Below are 16,711 nucleotides of genomic sequence, written 5' to 3'. Positions count from 1 at the left end.
CCCCCCGACCCCGCGCACTGCCCCCCACGGCTGGAGGGGGAACAGGCACAGGTGGCGGATGAACTGCGCAACCGCGTGGTGGAGGCCAGTTTTTCCATCACCCTGCTTGAAGGGGTGACCGGCTCGGGCAAGACCGAAATCTACATGGAGGCCATAGCCGCATGCCTTGAGGCAGGCAGGCAGGCGCTGGTCCTGCTGCCGGAAATCGCACTCTCCGCCCAGTGGACCGGCCGCTTCGCCCGCCGTTTTGGCGCGGAACCCGCCCTGTGGCATTCCGATCTGGGCGGCCGCCTGCGGCGGGTGACGTGGCGGGCGGTGGCCGACGGCACGGCGCGCGTGGTGGTGGGGGCGCGCTCGGCGCTGTTCCTGCCCTTTGACCGGCTTGGCCTGATCATTGTGGATGAGGAGCACGAAACCGCCTTCAAGCAGGAAGACGGCGTGACCTATCATGCCCGTGACATGGCCGTGGTCCGCGCGCGCATGAGCCGCGCGCCGGTGGTGCTGGTCTCGGCCACGCCCAGCCTGGAAAGTCTGGCCAACGTGGGCGCGGGGCGTTACCGCCACCTGCGGCTCAATGCCCGCCATGGCAACGCCACCATGCCCGAAGTCAGCACGCTGGACATGCGCGCCGACCCGCCGGAGCGCGGGCTGTTCCTGTCACCGCTGCTGACGGGCGCGATCAACGACGCCATCGGCCGTGGCGAACAGGCGATGCTGTTCCTCAACCGCCGGGGCTACGCGCCGCTGACGCTGTGCCGCACCTGCGGCCACCGCATGCAGTGCCCCAACTGCACCGCGTGGCTGGTCGAACACCGCGCGCGCCATATCCTGACCTGCCACCATTGCGGTTATGACGAACCCATCCCGCAGACCTGCCCCAAATGCGCCGACCCCGACAGCCTGACCCCCATCGGCCCCGGCGTGGAACGGATAACGGAGGAGGCGCGCGCCACCTTCCCCGATGCGCGGATACTGGTCATGGCCAGCGACACGCTGAACGGCCCCGCCGCCACCGCCGCCGCTGTCGAGCGCATAGCCCGGCGTGAGATCGACCTTGTGATCGGCACGCAGATCGTGGCCAAGGGCTGGCACTTCCCGCACCTGACGCTGGTGGGCATTGTGGATGCGGATCTCGGGCTGGGGGGCGGTGACCTGCGCGCGTCGGAGCGCACGGTGCAGCTCCTGCATCAGGTCGCGGGCCGCGCGGGCCGGGCCGAGGCGCCGGGGCGCGTGCTGTTGCAGAGCTACGTGCCCGACCATCCGGTCATGCAGGCGCTGGTCTCGGGGGATTTCGAGAGTTTCATGCAGCAGGAGGCCGAACAGCGCCGCCCCGGTTTCTGGCCCCCCTATGGCAGGCTCGTGGCCCTGATCGTCAGCGCCGACACGCCTGATGCCGCCGAACTGACCGCACGCGCGCTGGGTCAGGACGCCCCGCGCCTTGATGGCGTGCAGGTGCTTGGCCCCGCCCCCGCCCCGCTGGCCATATTGCGCGGGCGGCACCGCCACCGGCTACTGCTGCGCGCGCGGCGCAATATCGCGGTGCAGCCCATCGTGCGGGAATGGCTCAGCCGGGTCAGGCCGGAACGCGGGGCGCGCATTGACGTGGATATCGACCCCGTCTCCTTCCTGTAGGGTGGCCAGCTACATGCCCGGCAGCACGCCTTCCCGCCAGCCGGGCAGGGCGCGCAGCGCGGCATGGCGGGCGGGATCGACCGGCAGGCGCGCATGGACCACCACATGGTCCCCCCGCAGCGCGCCGGGCCGCAGGTCCTGCGCCAGCGAACCGGCGGAATAGGCCAGCGGCATGCACCCCAGCAGCACCATGCCCGGTTGCCGCCCCGTGGCGGCAAGGCCGCTCCAGTCACCACGCCGGGCAGAGTTGAACACGCTCACCACAAAGCCACCGGGCCGGACCCGTGACGCGCACCCCACCATGATGCCGGACAGCGCGCGGTCATACGCCGCCGTGCCCTTGTCCCGCCCGCGCGCGTTGGACACCACGATCTCGCGCGCCATCGCCACGTCCAGCCCCAGCATGGCGTTCCACATCTCGCTCAGTTCCAGATAGGGCACACGGTCGCCATGCGGCGGGTCGGTCAGGACAAGCTGCACACTCCCCACGGGCAGCGCCGCCACGAAATCCGCCCCATCCATGCAGGCCAGCGTGGCGGCGGGCGTGGTTCCGGCCAGCAGGCGGGGCAGTTCCACCAGCGGCACCGCGCGGGGGGTGTCATCTCCTCCCAGCGCGCGCAGCAGCCGGCCCGCGCGCAGGGTAAAGCCGTTCCAGACATTACATTCAAAATGCCGCGCGGGACGCCAGTAGCCCATGGTCCAGCTACCCGGATCAACCCGCCCCTGCCGTGTCAGCGCGCAGACCATGCGCGACATCTGGCCCACCCCCGCCGTAAGCGTGAGTTCCAGCGCGCGCCGCGTGGGAATGTCCCCCACCCGCCGGATCGCGCCCAGCAGCATGTCGATATTGTGCAGCGCGCGGCCGGTGAATAGATCGGGCCAGTCCAGGCCGGCGCGCGCGTTGATCCGGCCATTGTCAAACAACGCCAGACGGCGCCAGCCATGGGGGTAATAACCCGCATGCCGGGCCGCACCCGCATGGTCCGCGGGCTGGGCGGGACGGGATTCACGCAGCCGACCGGTCCGGGGGCGGAGCCATACGGCCTCGATTTCAGCGCCGTTCCACAGGATATGGGTCGCGACCCGCCCGTCGGTCGTGTGATAGGTCCGTTCTATTTCCGGGCGCTGGGCGCGCGCCATGTCGGCCAGTGCCGCGCGGATGCCGCCCACCTCACCCGGCCGGGCCTGAAACCGGGCCAGCCGTGCCGCCAGCGGGTTGAGATCGGCCCCGGCAAACCGCCTGCCCCCGCGCACCACGTCCCCCGCGATCGCGCCCGTGCCCATGAAGGGATCGGCCACGATATCACCCGGCTGGCTGAGTAGTGCGACAAGATGGCACAGCGGCTCCAGCGGCTTCTTGCCCCAGTAGCGATGAAAGCCGTGCAGGCCGCCATAGCGGGCCGGGGCCGCCCAGTTCATGCCGTCGCGTTACTGCGCGTCGGAGGCATGGACCATGCCGCGCCGCATGGCCTGATCCACCTGCCGCCCGGCAAGTGACAGGGCCACCGCCTCCGCAATGCGGATGCCGTCTATCCCGGCGGACAGGATGCCCCCGGCATATCCCGCTCCCTCACCGGCCGGGAACAGGCCACGCAGGTTCAGGCCCTGCCCGTCGGCCCCGCGCGGAATCCGCAATGGGGAGGATGTGCGCGTCTCCACCCCGGTCATGACCGCGTCGCGCATGGAAAAACCGGCCAGCTTGCGCTCGAACGTGGGCAGCGCCTCACGTATCGCATCGGTCACGAAGCCGGGCAGGCAGGTGGTCAGGTCGGTTGGCGTAACACCGGGGCGATAGGACGGCACGACATCCCCCAGGGAGGTCGAGGCCCGGCCATCAAGAAAATCCCCGACCAGTTGCGCGGGCGCGAAATAGCCGCCGCCACCGGCCTCGAACGCCCGGCGCTCCCATTCGCGCTGGAAGGCGATCCCGGCCAGCGGGCCACCGGGGTAATCGCGCTCCGGCGTCACACCCACCACGATGCCCGCATTGGCGTTACGCTCGGCGCGGGAATACTGGCTCATGCCATTGGTCACCACCTGCCCCGTCTCGGACGTGGCGGCGACCACCGTGCCGCCGGGGCACATGCAGAAGGAATAGACCGCCCGGCCATTGCTGGCATGGTGCACCAGCTTGTAATCCGCCGCCCCCAGCAGGGACACGTTTTCCGGCTGCCCGTACCGGGCGGTGTTGATGATGGATTGCGGGTGTTCGATCCGCACGCCGATGGAAAAGGGCTTGGCCACCATCTCCACCCCCGCCGCGTGCAGCGCCGCGAATGTGTCGCGCGCGCTGTGGCCTATGGCCAGAATGACATGGGAGGCCGCGATCTCCTCCCCATCGGTCAGGCGCAGGCCGGTCATACGGCGGCTGCCCGCGCCGTCATCATGGCTTATGAAATCACTGACATGCGCGCCAAAGCGGTATTCCCCGCCAAGGGATTCGATCTCGGCGCGGATATGCTCGACCATCGTGACCAGCCGGAAGGTGCCGATATGCGGGCGGGAGAGATAGAGTATCTCCTCCGGCGCGCCAGCGCGCACGAAGGCGGACAGCACCTTGCGCCCGTAATGCCGGGGGTCGCTGACCTGGCTGTAGAGCTTGCCATCGGAGAAGGTGCCCGCCCCGCCCTCGCCAAACTGCACGTTGCTTTCGGGGTTGAGGATGGACTTGCGCCACAGCGCGAAAGTATCGACCGTGCGCTCGCGCACCGCCTTCCCGCGTTCGAGCACGAGCGGGCGCAGGCCCATCTGCGCCAGCACCAGCGCCGCCATCAGCCCGCATGGCCCCGCCCCGATCACGACCGGGCGCACATACCCCGGGCGCGCGGCAATTTCCGCGCCATCGCTTATGGCGAAGCGGTAGGTCGTGTCCGGCGTGGGCATGATGTCACGCGCGCCCGCATGCGCGGCCAGCACGTCCGCTTCATCGCGCACCACGCAGTCCACCGTATAGACCAGCACGATCCGACCGCGTTTGCGTGCGTCATGACCCCGGCGGAAAACATTGATTTCCCCCACATCAGCCTCCGCCACGCCAAGCCGGGCGGCCACGGCCTGCTTCAGCACGGCTTCGGCATGATCGAGCGGCAGGCGCAGTTCGGTCAGTCTGATCATCGGGTCACGGTTCCATGGTGGTGCGGGCAAGGCCCGTGCGGGGCCTGCGTTGCCATATCATGCCGGGTGTCGGCACGAAATGTGCTAAGTGCTGGTTGGACATCGCAACCTTCTGCTAGGAAAGTGGCGATACCCTGTAAATTCCCTGTCCCTGAACGGATGCTGCCCCATGGGCGAATGCCACCACAAACATGACGATGCCGGTCATGCCCATAGCCACGACCACGACCACACGCACCATGACAGCCATGAGGACCATAAGGGCCATGACCATGGCTGCGGGCATGACCACGGGCATGGCGGCCTGTTCGGCCACCACCACGTGCATACGCCCGCGTCCTATGGCAACGCCTTCGCCCTGGGGATCGGCCTCAACCTTGCCTACCTGATCGGGGAAGCCGCGTGGGGCGTGCGCAGCCATGCGCTTTCGCTGCTGGCGGATGCGGGGCACAACCTGTCCGACGTGCTGGCGCTGGGGGCGGCATGGCTGGCTGAGGTCCTGTCACGCCGCACGCCCACCGCCAACTATACCTACGGGCTGCGCCGGTCTTCCATCCTGTCGGCGCTGGGCAACGCCGTGGCCCTGCTGGTCGTGACCGGCGGCATCATGTGGGAGGCCGTGCTGCGCCTGGTCCAGCCCCATCCGGTGGCGGGGGGCACGGTCATGGTGGTGGCCGGGATCGGTATTGTGGTGAATGGGGGCACCGCGCTTCTGTTCGCCTCCGGCGGCAGGACGGACATCAACCTGCGCGGCGCGTTCCTGCACATGGCGGCGGATGCCCTCATGTCGCTTGCGGTGGTGGCGGGGGGCGGGCTGATCCTGCTGACCGGGTGGCTGCGCATCGACCCAGTCATCTGCCTGCTGGTGTCGCTGTCGGTCATCGTGGCCACATGGTCGCTGCTGCGTGATTCACTGGACATGGCGCTGGACCGCGTGCCGCGTGGCATTGACCCCGCACAGGTCGAAGCCTATCTACGCACCCTGCCCGGCGTATGTGACCTGCACGACCTGCACATCTGGCCGCTCAGCACCACCGAGACGGCGCTGACGGTACACCTGGTACGCAGGCCCGGTGAAAGCGGTGACGCAACCGAGGGCCTGCTGCACCGGGCGGCGCAGGAACTGCAGGGACGCTTTGGCATTGTTCACCCCACTTTCCAGATTGAAACCCTGACCGATGCCGATCACTGCGTTCTCGCCAGCGCCCACAGTTTCTGACACCAAGGCCCGTCTGTTGCGTATATTTTCCCAAACCAGCACCAAGATCCTTGCCGCATGGTGCAGTCTGGCAGTCAGCATCCTCGCACTGGGCCTGAAATACGCGGCATGGCGGGTCACGGGCAGTATCGCGCTGTATTCCGATGCGATCGAGACCATCATCAACGTAGTATCCGCCGTAGCCGGTCTGTGGGCGCTGCGCGTGGCCAGCCTGCCGCCCGACCACAACCATACCTATGGCCATTACAAGGCCGAATACCTGTCTGCCGTGGCCGAGGGGGTGCTGGTCGTCATCACCTCCATCACCATCGCGCATGAGGCATGGGTGGGTTTCCACAACATGCACGCCCCGGTCGATTCCCTGCTGGGCCTGACGCTCAATGGCGGGGCGGGGGTGCTCAACCTTGTGTGGGGCCTGACCATGCTGCGGCTGGGGCGGGCGCACCATTCCCCCGCACTGGTGGCGGGCGGGCACCATGTGCTGTCCGATGTATGGGCGTCCGCCGCGCTGGTGTGCGGCTTCATCCTGATCCCGCTGACCGGCTGGCTGTGGCTGGACCCGCTGCTGGCGGCGCTGATCGCGCTGAACGTGCTGCGCACCGGCTGGGAGATGATGCGGACCTCCATCGCGGGGCTTATGGATGAGGCCCCGAATTCGGAAACGCTGGGGCAGATTCGCGCCATCATATCCCAGACTGCCACCGGCGCGCTGGAGGCGCATGACATCCGCGCGCGCATCGTGGGCGCCATGACCTTCATCGAATTCCATCTGGTGGTACCCGGCACGATGAGTGTCGAGAACGCCCACCATATCTGTGACCGGATCGAGGAAGGACTGCGCGCGGGGCTGGGGGATGCGCTGATCAACATTCATGTTGAACCTGAACGCAAGGCGAAGCATACAGGCGTTCTGGTCCTGCCCTGAAACCGGGCGCGGACCATACGCGGCCCGGCCCGATGGCCGGAAAACGCCACACTGGCCTGCGATAAATACGCCCCTTGTCCAGCAACCGGATTGCCGCACCCCGGTTTATCTGTCAGTACTGTCCCGTCTATCAGTACTGTTACTGAAAGTGCATTGCCGGTCATGCGCACCGACCTTACCGAAATACGCAGGCGGCACATGCGCCACCTGCGCCGTTCCGCCCGCATCACCACCGAACAGTGGCGGCGCAAGCTGGCCTGCTGGGCCGCGGCCATCATGGTGGGCGTGGTGGCGGTGGGCTTTGCCATGGCGGCGGACGCGGCGGCGACACTGCGCACCCATATCATCCACATCAACCCATGGATCATGCTGGTCATGACGCCGGGGGGGCTGGCGCTGTCATCATGGCTTACGCGCACGTGGTTCCGTGGCGCGCAGGGCAGCGGCATACCGCAGACCATCGCCACGCTGCATATCGAGAACTTCGCCATCATTGACCGCCTGCTCTCGCTCCGCGTGGCAGGCGGCAAGATCGTACTGACCACGCTGGGGCTGCTGGCCGGGGCCTCCATCGGGCGCGAGGGGCCGAGCGTGCAGGTGGGTGCCGCCATCATGCATGCCTGCGGGCGATGGCTGAACCTGTCCACCGTGGGGATGCGGCGCGGGCTGATCCTGGCGGGCGGGGCATCGGGGGTTTCGGCGGCGTTCAACACGCCGCTGGCGGGCATCGTGTTCGCCATCGAGGAACTGAGCCATTCATTCGAGCAGCGCACCAGCGGCACGATGCTCACAGGCGTGATCCTGTCGGGTGTCACCGCCATCGCGCTGGTGGGGAACTACAGTTATTTCGGCCATACCGATGTGGTGGTGCCGATTGGCATAAGCTGGATTGCGGTGCCCACCTGCGGCATCCTGGGCGGGATCGGGGGTGGTGTGTTTTCCGCCATCCTGATCCGCGCGACACGCGGGCTGCCCGGCGGTCTGGGCCGCTTCGCAAAGGGGCGCCCGGTGGCGTTTGCCGCCGCCTGCGGGCTGGCGCTGGCCGTGATCGGCATTGCGTCGGACGGGATCACCTATGGCACCGGCTACATCCAGGCGCACGAGATCATTGAAGGCAAGACGCACTATCCCGCGTCATTCTTCATCCTGAAATTCGTCGCCACCATCATTTCCTACTGTTCGGGCATTCCGGGCGGGCTGTTCGCCCCCTCGCTGGCCATTGGCGCGGGGTTTGGCGGCTGGGTGGCGCAGTTCCTGCCGCATACCACGCCCGGCGCGGTGGTGCTGCTGGGCACGGTGGCCTATTTCTCGGCCGTGGTGCAGTCACCGCTGACCGCGTCCGTCATCGTCATGGAAATGTGCGACAACCAGCAGGTGACGCTGGCGCTGCTCGCCACGTCCTTCCTTGCCTATGGCGTCTCGCGCATGATCTGTTCGCAGCCGCTATATGCAGCACTGGCGGAAGCGTTCCTCGATGGCATGGCCTCCCGCCCGCCGGTGGCCAAGCGCCCCCCGCCGGAGGCACCCCCGCTAACGGCGGTGCGCTGAGAGTATCCGCCCGTACAGTTCCAGCCACTGGCGGGTAACGGCCTGCGGGGTGAAATACGTCTCGTAATCACGTCGCCCCCCTTCCACGATCCGTGCGGCCAGCGCCGGGTCATCCAGCACCTGCCGGATCGCGCCTGAAAGGGCACGGGCATCATCAATGGGCACGAGCATGCCGTTTTCAGCGTTGCGGACATGGGCGCGCGGACCATCCGCCGCGCAGGCGACCAGCGGCACATCGGCAGACCATGCATCAAGGATGACAGTCCCGAACGGTTCATAGCGCGATGGCAGGACACACAGATCCGCCGCCGCCAGCAACGCCCCACGATCCGACCGCCAGCCGAGGAAGTGAATCCGCCCCCCCAGCCCCAGCCGCGCCGCCTGCGCCACAAGCGCCTCGCGCAGCGCGCCCTCCCCTGCCAGCCAGACATGACACCCCGGCAGGAGCGCCATGGCATTCAGCAGGGTTTCCAGCCCCTTGGCGGGGTGCAGGCGCGAGAGCACCAGCAGCACCGGCGCATCCGCTGGCGTATCAAGGGCTGCGCGCGAAACAGGTGGTTCGGGCCGCACGGATGGGAATGTGGGAATATAGGCGACGCGATCGGCTGGCGCGCCACGTTCACGCATGGAGCGCGCCATGTCCGCCGTGCAGCCGACAAAATAGTCGCAATGCGCGAAGGGGCGCAGGTCCTTGTAATTGCCGAACCAGCCGATCACCGGCACGCCGGTGCCGGGGGGCACCAGTTCCGCCGCGCGACGCAGCCAGCAATGGATCAGGTCGGGTTGCATCCGCCGGATCAGGCGGCGCAGCGCATGGCGCGCGACGGGGCGCAGGGGCACGCGCAGCGGCGCGGTATCCACCTCCATCCCGACCGCGCGCATCTCGGCCACCCTGGGGGCGGCGGGATGCATGACCGTAACCTGGTCCAGCCCCGCCCCATGCAGGCTGAGCATGACATCGGTGGAATAGAGTTCCGCGCCGCCGTTGCCCCTGGCCGCCATGACATGAAGCACGCGCATGCGCCTGTCCGCCCCCTCCGGCCTGGCCGGGAACATCAGCCTATCTGGCCGAAAGATCGACCACGGCCGCGCGGCCATCTTCCGTGCCGAAGGCCAGCGCGCAGCCATCGGGGCTGAACGCCAGCGTCGAGACCGGGCCACCACCCGCCATGCAGACCGGCAGTATGCGCTGGGCTGCGGTATCGGCCATCAGCACCGAGCCATCGGCAAAGCCCGCGGCCACGATGTCATGCACCGGATGGCACGCGATGCGGGTGCAGATCACGCCCGGAATACCACCGGCCTCGACCGGGGGCTTGCCCATCGGCCCACCACCGAAGAACGGCCACATCACGATCGTATCCGCCCCGCTGGTGACCAGCCACTTGCCATTGCGTGTAAAGGCCATGGACTGCACCTTGGACGGATAGCCGCTCATGCGCATGTTGTGCCCGTCCGACAGCCGCCAGCCATGCAATTCGGATTCCTGCATGGATGTGACCAGCGCCTCCCCTGCCGGGTGGATGGCGATGCCGATATGGCTGCCCTTCCATTCCAGCGGACGCACGGTGTCCACCTTCGCCTGCACGAACCACATCGAGGCCCCGTTGTAATGCGAGGCCGCGATGCGCTTGCCCTTGGCGTCGAACACGATGCCGCTGACGGTGGAGGGATGCTCCAGCACCTTCAGCGTCGTATGTCCCGTCGCGTCGCGCAGTTCGACCTGCTTGCCTGACGCGAAGGCGATGACGCCGTCCTTGCCGTTGCTCCATGTCGTGATGTGCTCGATCCAGCGGCGACCCTGCACAAGGTCGCTTACGCTGCCATCGGCGGCGGTACGGCGCAGGGCGTTATCGTCGCCGCCGGTCAGGAAGCCGGTTTCAGCCGCATCGGGGGCAATGGCGAGGATCGCGCCGTCATGCACGGTCGTGACATCCCACGCATCCGACCGGCCCCAGTCCGCGCGGCTGGCAACGACCACGTCACCTTCCCCCGTGGCGAAGGCGACCTGCTGGCTGTCGCGCGCGATGGCGCAGCCGGTGACCTGCCCCTCAAGCTGGCGTATCGCCCCGCGCCGTTCCAGCAGCGAGGGGGATGTGGCGTTGTTCATGGTCTCGCTCATTTTACACGGCAGCTTTCAAAACCGCGGCGAAGCTGCGGGCGGTTGAGGTTGCGGCCGATGAAGACAAGGCGGGAAACCCGCTTCTCCCCTTCCTTCCACGGGCCGATAAAGTCGCCATCGGCCATCATGTGCACGGCCTGGAAGGCGAAGCGCCGGTCCTCGCCTGCATAGTTCAGGATGCCCTTGGCGCGCAGGATGTCGGCCCCCTGCTCCTGCAGCACCGCGCCGATCCATGCCTGGAAACGCGCGGCGTCCAGTGGTTCTTCCACTTCATAGGACAGGGAGGTCACGTCCGCCTCGTGGGAGTGGCTGGTATCCTCAAGGAAGTGGGGGGCATGTTCCAGCGCGCGCTGCAGGTCGAACCCGCCCTGGTCCAGCACATCGGACAGGGGCACGTCACCGCGCTGCGCACGGTGGATGCGGGCCACCGCGTTGATCGAACGGATGCGCGATTCGATGGTCGCCAGCGCCACTTCGTCCACAAGGTCGGTCTTGTTGAGGATGATGACATCGGCAAAGGCGATCTGGTTGACCGCCTCGGGGCTTTCATCCAGCGTCTGGAGCACGTTGTAGGCATCCACCACCGTAACCACGGCATCCAGCCGGGTCTTGCCGCGCACGTCCTCATCCACGAAGAACGTCTGCGCCACGGGGGCGGGATCGGCAAGGCCGGTGGTCTCGACAATGATGCCGTCGAACTTCGCGCGCCGCTTCATGAGGTTGCCAAGAATACGGATCAGGTCGCCACGCACGGTGCAGCAGATGCACCCGTTGTTCATTTCGAACACTTCCTCGTCGGCATCGACCACGAGGTCGTTGTCCACGCCCAGTTCACCGAACTCGTTCACCACCACCGCGTATTTGCGGCCATGCTGGGCGGTCAGGATATGGTTGAGCAGGGTGGTCTTGCCCGCGCCCAGAAAGCCGGTCAGCACCGTAACCGGCACAAGGGCGTTCTGGGCTGCGGCGACAGGCGCGGCCTGGGTGGTATCGGACATGGAGCCTCCGGTCTTTCACTCTATACGACGCTTGGCGTGAGCCTTGTAGGCCCAGATATAGGGCCATGGGGCGATGTGTCCCATACCCGGCGGGGCAGAAAAATCCAAAAGCCGGTCAGCCACCGCCTCCACGCAGGGCCGCAAGGCGCTGCGCGGCCCGGCAGGCGCGGGCATGTTCCACGCTGAAACGCGCCGCCCGCGCACGCCCACGCCCCCCAAGGGCCGCGCGCGCCGCGACATCATCCATGAGTGTCCCGATGGCCTGCGCCAGCCCGGCCACGGGTTCCGGGGCGCACAGGATGCCGCCATCGCCCACGACCTCCGGCAGGCCGCCCATGGGGGCCGCGACCAGTGCGGCGCCAGCGGCCATGGCCTCAAGCGCAGTCAGGCCGAAGGGTTCGGGCCAGCGGCTGGGCACCACCACGATGGCGGCCTGCGCCATGGCGTCGAGCACATCCGCATGCGGCCTGTAGCCCGCCATCTCCACCCCCGCCGCCCGCGCGCGTGGCGCAAGCGCGTTGAGGAACGGGGTGGCGGGCGCATCCTTACGAAAACGGTCGGCACCGATCATCACGAACCGCCAGCCCGGATGCGCGGGCCCGAGCCGTTCACAGGCATCCACGAACAGGTCCGCCCCCTTGTCCGCCACCACGCGCCCGGCAAACAGCACCACCCGCCCGCGCGCGGACTGGGGCAGGACGGCAGCGGGGGTGTTCATGCCATTGGGGGAAAGGCCGATCCATTGCGCCGCATCCGCAGGCAGCCCCTCGGCAAAGCGCTGGCGCACCCAGCCGGATACACAGGCCACCGCCATGCGTGACAGCAGGGCCGCGCGCAGTGCGGGCGTATCGGCACCGCGCATGCCCTGCGGGTCATTATGCAGCACCAGCAGCATTTTCTGGCCGGGACGACCGCGGGCGACATGGTGGGCGATGTCCGGGCGGTTATGCACCTCAACCACGGCGGGCGCGATGTCCGTCACCACGCGCGTCACAGTTGCGGCGTAACGCAGGCCGCGCCCACCCGGCGGCCACAGGCCGGGCCGCACGGGCCGGTATTCATGCCCCGGCAGCAGGGATGGCCCCGCCAGAGGAGGGCCGACAATCACATCATCCGGGCTGGCAAGGGCCGCGACCTGAAGGCCGATCGCACCGACCGCGCCGGTAGCGAACCCCTCACGCGGGGGCAGCACGACCGCCACGCGCCCGGAATGGGTAGCCATGGGGTCAGGCAAGTTCCTCAAACCGGGCCTGACGCCATTCCTTGGGTTCCTGCGCGGCCTTCTGGTACCATTCATCAACCAGCGGGTGGGTGCGCACGGCGGTCATGTAGGCCTGTGATTCCGGCGAGGGGCTGATCCCGTACGACAGGAAGCGCGAGACGATGGGCGCGAACATCACATCGGCCATGCCGAACGCCGCACCGAACAGGTACGGGCCACCCGCGCCAAAATCCAGCCGCGCTTCGGTCCAGATCCCGTCAATGCGCGAGATCTCGGCGTCGATGCCCTGCGTGGTGCCATCGGCAAGTGGCCTGTTGTCACGCCCGGTATTCATGGGCATGGCCTGGCGCAGGGCGCGAAAACCGGCATGCATCTCGGAGGCGATGCTGCGGGCATAGGCGCGCTGGCGCGCATCGGCGGGCCATAGGCCGGCGGGGGCCAGTTCGGCGCAGTATTCGCATATGGCAAGGCTCTCCCACACCGCGATGCCCTGATGCTCGAGATAGGGCACCTTGCCATTGGGGGAGATGGTGCGGATGGCGGCGGTCTCGCCATTATCGGCCAGCGGAATCACCTGTTCGCGCACATCCAGCCCGGCCAGCCGCACGGCAAGCCAGCCACGCAGCGACCATGATGAATACCGCCGCGTGCCAATGACCAGAATACCGTCACTCATGATGCGACTTTCCCTTCGCTTTCGGCCCGGCGGATGAACCCGCCGCCCAGAACCCTGCTGCCCACATACATCACGCAGGCCTGTCCCGGCGCGGGCACGGCGCCTTCATCCAGCACCACGCGCGCGCCATTGCCCTCCGCCTGCCATACCGTGGCGGGGCGGGCCGCTTCCCGCGCGCGGATCTGCACGGTGCAGCGCAGCCCCTCCGGCCCCGGCGGCGGGACAAGCCAGTTCATGTCACGCAGCAGCAGGTGGCGGGAGACCGCCTGCGTGCGCGGGCCGATCACCACGCGCCGGGTGGCGGGCTGAATGCCCACGACCATCTGGCGCTCACCGCCCACCATGGCCGCATTGCCCAGCCGCCTGCTCTGGCCCACGGTGTAGCGGCTTACCCCTTCGTGCTGGCCCAGCACCTGCCCGGCCTGATCCACGATCTCGCCCGCGCCGCTCACGTCGGGGCGCAGCTTTTCCACCAGCCCGGCATAGGAGCCATCGGTCACGAAGCACAGGTCCTGGCTGTCCGGCTTGGCGGCCACGGCAAGGCCGAACCGCTCGGCTTCGGCCCGCACGGCGGCCTTGTCCGGCATGTCACCCAGCGGAAAGCGCAGGAAATCAAGCTGCTCGCGCGTGGTGGCGAACAGGAACCATGACTGGTCACGCCCGGCATCCACGGGGCGGTGCATTTCCACCCCGTCCGGCCCTTCGACACGGCGGACATAATGGCCGGTGGCCATGGCATCCGCGCCAAGGTCGCGCGCCATGCCCAGCAGGTCGGTAAACTTGACGCCCTGGTTGCACGCGACACAGGGCACCGGGGTCTCGCCCGCGGCATAGGCATCGGCAAAGGTGCCGATCACGCTGTCCTGGAAACGGCGTTCGGCGTCGATCACGTAATGGGGGATGCCAAGGCGGTCAGCCACGCGGCGCGCATCATGAATGTCGCGGCCTGCGCAGCAGGCGCCCTTTTTCGTGCTTTCACGCGAATCATAGAGCTGGAGCGTGGCACCGATCACCTCGTGCCCCTCATCCACCAGCCGCGCGGCGACGACGGAGCTGTCCACCCCGCCGGACATGGCCACAAGAATGCGCATGGCTCGGTTCCACTTTCCATAACAGCAAAGCCCGCAGGACTATCAGCCCCACGGGCACCGTGCGTCAAACATCATGTTACGGATGCGCGCAAACCCGGCGCATCCGCAGCGTGTCCGGTCCCTCAGGCCGTGCGCGGCAGGCGCACGACAAGGCCGTCGAGTGCTTCGGTCATCACGATCTGGCAGCCCAGGCGGGATGTCTTTTCCAGCCCGAAAGCCAAGTCCAGCATGTCTTCCTCATCCTCGGTGGGGGCGGTGAGCCTGGCCGCCCATTCGGGGTCAACCACCACGTGGCAGGTCGCGCAGGCCAGTGAGCCTTCACACGCGCCTTCAAGGTCGATCCCGTTCTTGTGGGCGATTTCCAGTACCGAAAGACCCAGCGGAGCCGCGACTTCGCGCCGCGTGCCGTCACGCTCGATAAATACCATATGCGCCATTTTTCCATCCTGCCTGCTACGCGCCCTTCATCCCGACGAAGGGCTGCCCGACAAAGGGCTGTCTGCCGCGCGGCACCGTGCCACGGCCTGGCACAGGATCACCGCCGCGCGATCCACATCGGCGGCTGACGTATAGCGTCCGACGGCCAGACGCAAGCCTTGTGCCGCCTGTACCGCATTCAGCCCCATGGCCGTCAGCACGTAGGAGGGCACCACCTCGGCCGAGGAACAGGCCGACCCGGTGGACAGGCACAGCCCCGGCACGGCGGCCAGCAGGTCCACCGCGCGCACCCCGTCAAAACGCAGGTTGAGGTTCCCCGCCAGCCGCCCCGTCATCGCGCCATGTACATGCACGCCGCCGCACCCGGCCCGTAGGGCCGCAAGCAGCCGGTCACGCAGGCCGGCCACGCGCACGCGCTCCGCCGCCCCTTCCGCCCGCGCGATGCGACAGGCGGCCCCGAAGCCGATGAGCAGCGGTGCGGGCAGCGTGCCCGAGCGCAGGCCACGCTCCTGCCCGCCACCGGAAAACAGCGGTGTCAGGCGCACCCGTGGCCTGCGGCGCACGTAAAGCGCGCCCACCCCCTTCGGCCCGTACAGCTTGTGCGCGGAAACCGATGCCAGATCGAGATCCCACGCCCCGACATCCACCTCCACCTTGCCTGCCGCCTGTGCAAGGTCACTGTGCAGCAGCGCGCCCGCGCCACGCACCAGCGGCGCCAGGGCGGGCAGGTCCTGCACCACCCCGGTCTCGTTATTCGCAGCCATGATGCTGACCAGCAGGGTGGGCACTTCCAGCGCGCGGGCCAGCACGTCCGGGTCCAGCGTGCCGTCGGGGCGGACGGGCAGGATGACCGGCTCGCAGCCCTCACGCCCAAGGTCGCGCACGGATTCCAGCACGCATTTATGCTCGGTCGCCACGGTTATCACCCGCCTGCGCGCATCCCCGCGCTCAAGCAGGTGGCGGACCGCGCCCTTGATGGCGAGGTTGTTGGCCTCCGTCGCGCCGGAGGTGAATACGATCTCCCGCGCCTGCGCACCCAGCAGGGCCGCGACATCGGCACGGGCCTGCTCCACCGCCTCATGCGCCGCGCGACCGGCGGCGTGGTCAAGGCTGTGGGGGTTGGCGAAGTGCTGCGTGAACCATGGCAGCATTTCCGCCACCACGCGGGGGTCGCACGGGGTTGTCGCCTGATAATCCAGATAGATCAGGTCACCTGCGTTCATGTCCGGCCTTTCGCCTGCGTGCCCAGCCGCCCGGCCATGGCCGTATAGGCGGTAATGAAACCATCAACTTCCTCCACGGAGGCCGACCACGGCAGGGAGACGCGGATGGCGCAACCGGCATCATCCCCCAGCCCCATGGCCTCGAGCACATGCGAACGCGCCACCTTGCCCGATGAACACGCCGATCCGGCCGAGACGCCATACCCCGCCATATCCAGCGCGATAAGCTGCGTCTGCGCCGCGCGCCCGGGCAAAAGCAGCGCACTTGTATTGGCAAGGCGCGGCGCATCCGCGCCACATACCCGCGCCCCGGCGGCCACCGCCGCCGCCTCGATCCGTTCACGCCACGCGCCAAGCCGGTCTGCCTGCGCCTGCATGCCCGCCACCGCCACCCGCGCCGCAGCGGCCATGCCCGCAATAGCGGGGAGCGCGGGCGTGCCCCCGCGCCGCCCCTGTTCCTGTCCCCCGCCCGCCATGAGCGGAGCAAGGCTGCGGAAATGCGC

The 16,711-nt window shown here is 68.0% G+C and carries 15 protein-coding genes; 4 read left to right on the top strand and 11 right to left on the bottom strand.

Translation table 11 applies throughout. The features are described 5' to 3' along the window. Positions 1 to 1,632: primosomal protein N' (locus tag DY926_RS10020; RefSeq protein WP_116703233.1), on the top strand; the 1,632-nt coding region annotated here is incomplete at its 5' end. A gap of 9 nt (positions 1,633 to 1,641) precedes the next feature. On the opposite strand, the gene DY926_RS10015 is transcribed toward DY926_RS10020, so the two are convergent. Continuing rightward, positions 1,642 to 3,051, bottom strand: a complete 1,410-nt coding sequence (locus DY926_RS10015; RefSeq protein ID WP_116703229.1) for a DNA methyltransferase — start codon at positions 3,049 to 3,051, stop codon at positions 1,642 to 1,644. A 9-nt stretch (positions 3,052 to 3,060) separates the two neighbouring features. After that, entirely contained in the window at positions 3,061 to 4,746 is a 1,686-nt protein-coding gene (locus DY926_RS10010) for an NAD(P)/FAD-dependent oxidoreductase (protein ID WP_116703228.1), read from the bottom strand. Positions 4,747 to 4,915: 169 nt separating this feature from the next. Between DY926_RS10010 and DY926_RS10005 the strand changes: the two genes are divergently transcribed. The 3 genes from DY926_RS10005 (at position 4,916) to DY926_RS09995 (ending at position 8,438) form a co-directional block, all read left to right on the top strand. After that, the gene (locus DY926_RS10005; RefSeq protein ID WP_116703227.1) at positions 4,916 to 5,965 is read left to right on the top strand and encodes a cation diffusion facilitator family transporter; all 1,050 of its coding nucleotides are present in this window, start codon (positions 4,916 to 4,918) and stop codon (positions 5,963 to 5,965) included. A 22-nt stretch (positions 5,966 to 5,987) separates the two neighbouring features. Next, positions 5,988 to 6,890 (top strand): cation diffusion facilitator family transporter, encoded by a 903-nt coding sequence (locus DY926_RS10000; RefSeq protein ID WP_116703232.1) that lies wholly within the window; start codon positions 5,988 to 5,990, stop codon positions 6,888 to 6,890. A 198-nt stretch (positions 6,891 to 7,088) separates the two neighbouring features. Then, positions 7,089 to 8,438, top strand: coding sequence for a chloride channel protein (locus DY926_RS09995; RefSeq protein ID WP_116703231.1), 1,350 nt, complete (start codon positions 7,089 to 7,091; stop codon positions 8,436 to 8,438). Here the strand turns inward: DY926_RS09995 and DY926_RS09990 are convergent. The 9 genes from DY926_RS09990 to DY926_RS09950 all read right to left on the bottom strand — a co-directional run. Beyond that, complete coding sequence (locus DY926_RS09990; RefSeq protein ID WP_116703230.1) at positions 8,421 to 9,458, bottom strand: glycosyltransferase; 1,038 nt, start codon at positions 9,456 to 9,458, stop codon at positions 8,421 to 8,423. The two genes, DY926_RS09995 and DY926_RS09990, sit on opposite strands and share 18 nt — an antisense overlap. A 40-nt stretch (positions 9,459 to 9,498) precedes the next feature. Further along, a complete protein-coding gene (locus tag DY926_RS09985; protein ID WP_116703226.1) occupies positions 9,499 to 10,560 on the bottom strand; it encodes a WD40 repeat domain-containing protein in 1,062 nt (353 codons plus the stop codon). Next, positions 10,557 to 11,558, bottom strand: a complete 1,002-nt coding sequence (locus DY926_RS09980; protein WP_116703225.1) for a CobW family GTP-binding protein — start codon at positions 11,556 to 11,558, stop codon at positions 10,557 to 10,559. Before DY926_RS09980 ends, DY926_RS09985 begins: the two co-directional genes overlap by 4 nt. Positions 11,559 to 11,673: 115 nt before the next feature. Further along, positions 11,674 to 12,780 carry a glycosyltransferase family 4 protein gene (locus tag DY926_RS09975; RefSeq protein ID WP_116703224.1) on the bottom strand — a complete coding sequence of 369 codons (1,107 nt, stop codon included), beginning with the start codon at positions 12,778 to 12,780 and terminating at the stop codon, positions 11,674 to 11,676. A gap of 4 nt (positions 12,781 to 12,784) precedes the next feature. Further along, positions 12,785 to 13,456, bottom strand: coding sequence for a glutathione S-transferase family protein (locus DY926_RS09970; RefSeq protein ID WP_116703223.1), 672 nt, complete (start codon positions 13,454 to 13,456; stop codon positions 12,785 to 12,787). Next, positions 13,453 to 14,547 carry a tRNA 2-thiouridine(34) synthase MnmA gene (mnmA, locus tag DY926_RS09965; protein WP_116703222.1) on the bottom strand — a complete coding sequence of 365 codons (1,095 nt, stop codon included), beginning with the start codon at positions 14,545 to 14,547 and terminating at the stop codon, positions 13,453 to 13,455. The genes DY926_RS09970 and mnmA overlap by 4 nt, the downstream gene beginning before the upstream one ends. Before the next feature lie 122 nt (positions 14,548 to 14,669). Further along, positions 14,670 to 14,984, bottom strand: coding sequence for a ferredoxin family 2Fe-2S iron-sulfur cluster binding protein (locus tag DY926_RS09960; protein WP_116703221.1), 315 nt, complete (start codon positions 14,982 to 14,984; stop codon positions 14,670 to 14,672). Between the two features lie 27 nt (positions 14,985 to 15,011). Further along, a complete protein-coding gene (locus tag DY926_RS09955; RefSeq protein WP_116703220.1) occupies positions 15,012 to 16,208 on the bottom strand; it encodes a cysteine desulfurase family protein in 1,197 nt (398 codons plus the stop codon). Continuing rightward, positions 16,205 to 16,711: aminotransferase class V-fold PLP-dependent enzyme (locus DY926_RS09950; protein WP_116703219.1), on the bottom strand; the 507-nt coding region annotated here is incomplete at its 5' end. The genes DY926_RS09955 and DY926_RS09950, both read right to left, overlap by 4 nt.

It is taken from the genome of Komagataeibacter melaceti, from assembly GCF_003403295.1.
GTDB lineage: Bacteria > Pseudomonadota > Alphaproteobacteria > Acetobacterales > Acetobacteraceae > Komagataeibacter > Komagataeibacter melaceti.
Note: the sequence above shows the minus strand (reverse complement) of the source record. Positions and strands in the feature narration are given on the sequence as shown.

Coding starts and splice junctions, on each gene's coding strand:
- DY926_RS09960 (WP_116703221.1), bottom strand. CDS start 14,984: ATGGCGCATATGGTATTTATCGAGCGTGACGGCACGCGGCGCGAAGTC.
- DY926_RS10010 (WP_116703228.1), bottom strand. CDS start 4,746: ATGATCAGACTGACCGAACTGCGCCTGCCGCTCGATCATGCCGAAGCC.
- DY926_RS09980 (WP_116703225.1), bottom strand. CDS start 11,558: ATGTCCGATACCACCCAGGCCGCGCCTGTCGCCGCAGCCCAGAACGCC.
- DY926_RS09955 (WP_116703220.1), bottom strand. CDS start 16,208: ATGAACGCAGGTGACCTGATCTATCTGGATTATCAGGCGACAACCCCG.
- DY926_RS09975 (WP_116703224.1), bottom strand. CDS start 12,780: ATGGCTACCCATTCCGGGCGCGTGGCGGTCGTGCTGCCCCCGCGTGAG.
- DY926_RS09970 (WP_116703223.1), bottom strand. CDS start 13,456: ATGAGTGACGGTATTCTGGTCATTGGCACGCGGCGGTATTCATCATGG.
- DY926_RS09990 (WP_116703230.1), bottom strand. CDS start 9,458: ATGCGCGTGCTTCATGTCATGGCGGCCAGGGGCAACGGCGGCGCGGAA.
- mnmA (WP_116703222.1), bottom strand. CDS start 14,547: ATGCGCATTCTTGTGGCCATGTCCGGCGGGGTGGACAGCTCCGTCGTC.
- DY926_RS09985 (WP_116703226.1), bottom strand. CDS start 10,560: ATGAGCGAGACCATGAACAACGCCACATCCCCCTCGCTGCTGGAACGG.
- DY926_RS10005 (WP_116703227.1), top strand. CDS start 4,916: ATGGGCGAATGCCACCACAAACATGACGATGCCGGTCATGCCCATAGC.
- DY926_RS09995 (WP_116703231.1), top strand. CDS start 7,089: ATGCGCCACCTGCGCCGTTCCGCCCGCATCACCACCGAACAGTGGCGG.
- DY926_RS10015 (WP_116703229.1), bottom strand. CDS start 3,051: ATGAACTGGGCGGCCCCGGCCCGCTATGGCGGCCTGCACGGCTTTCAT.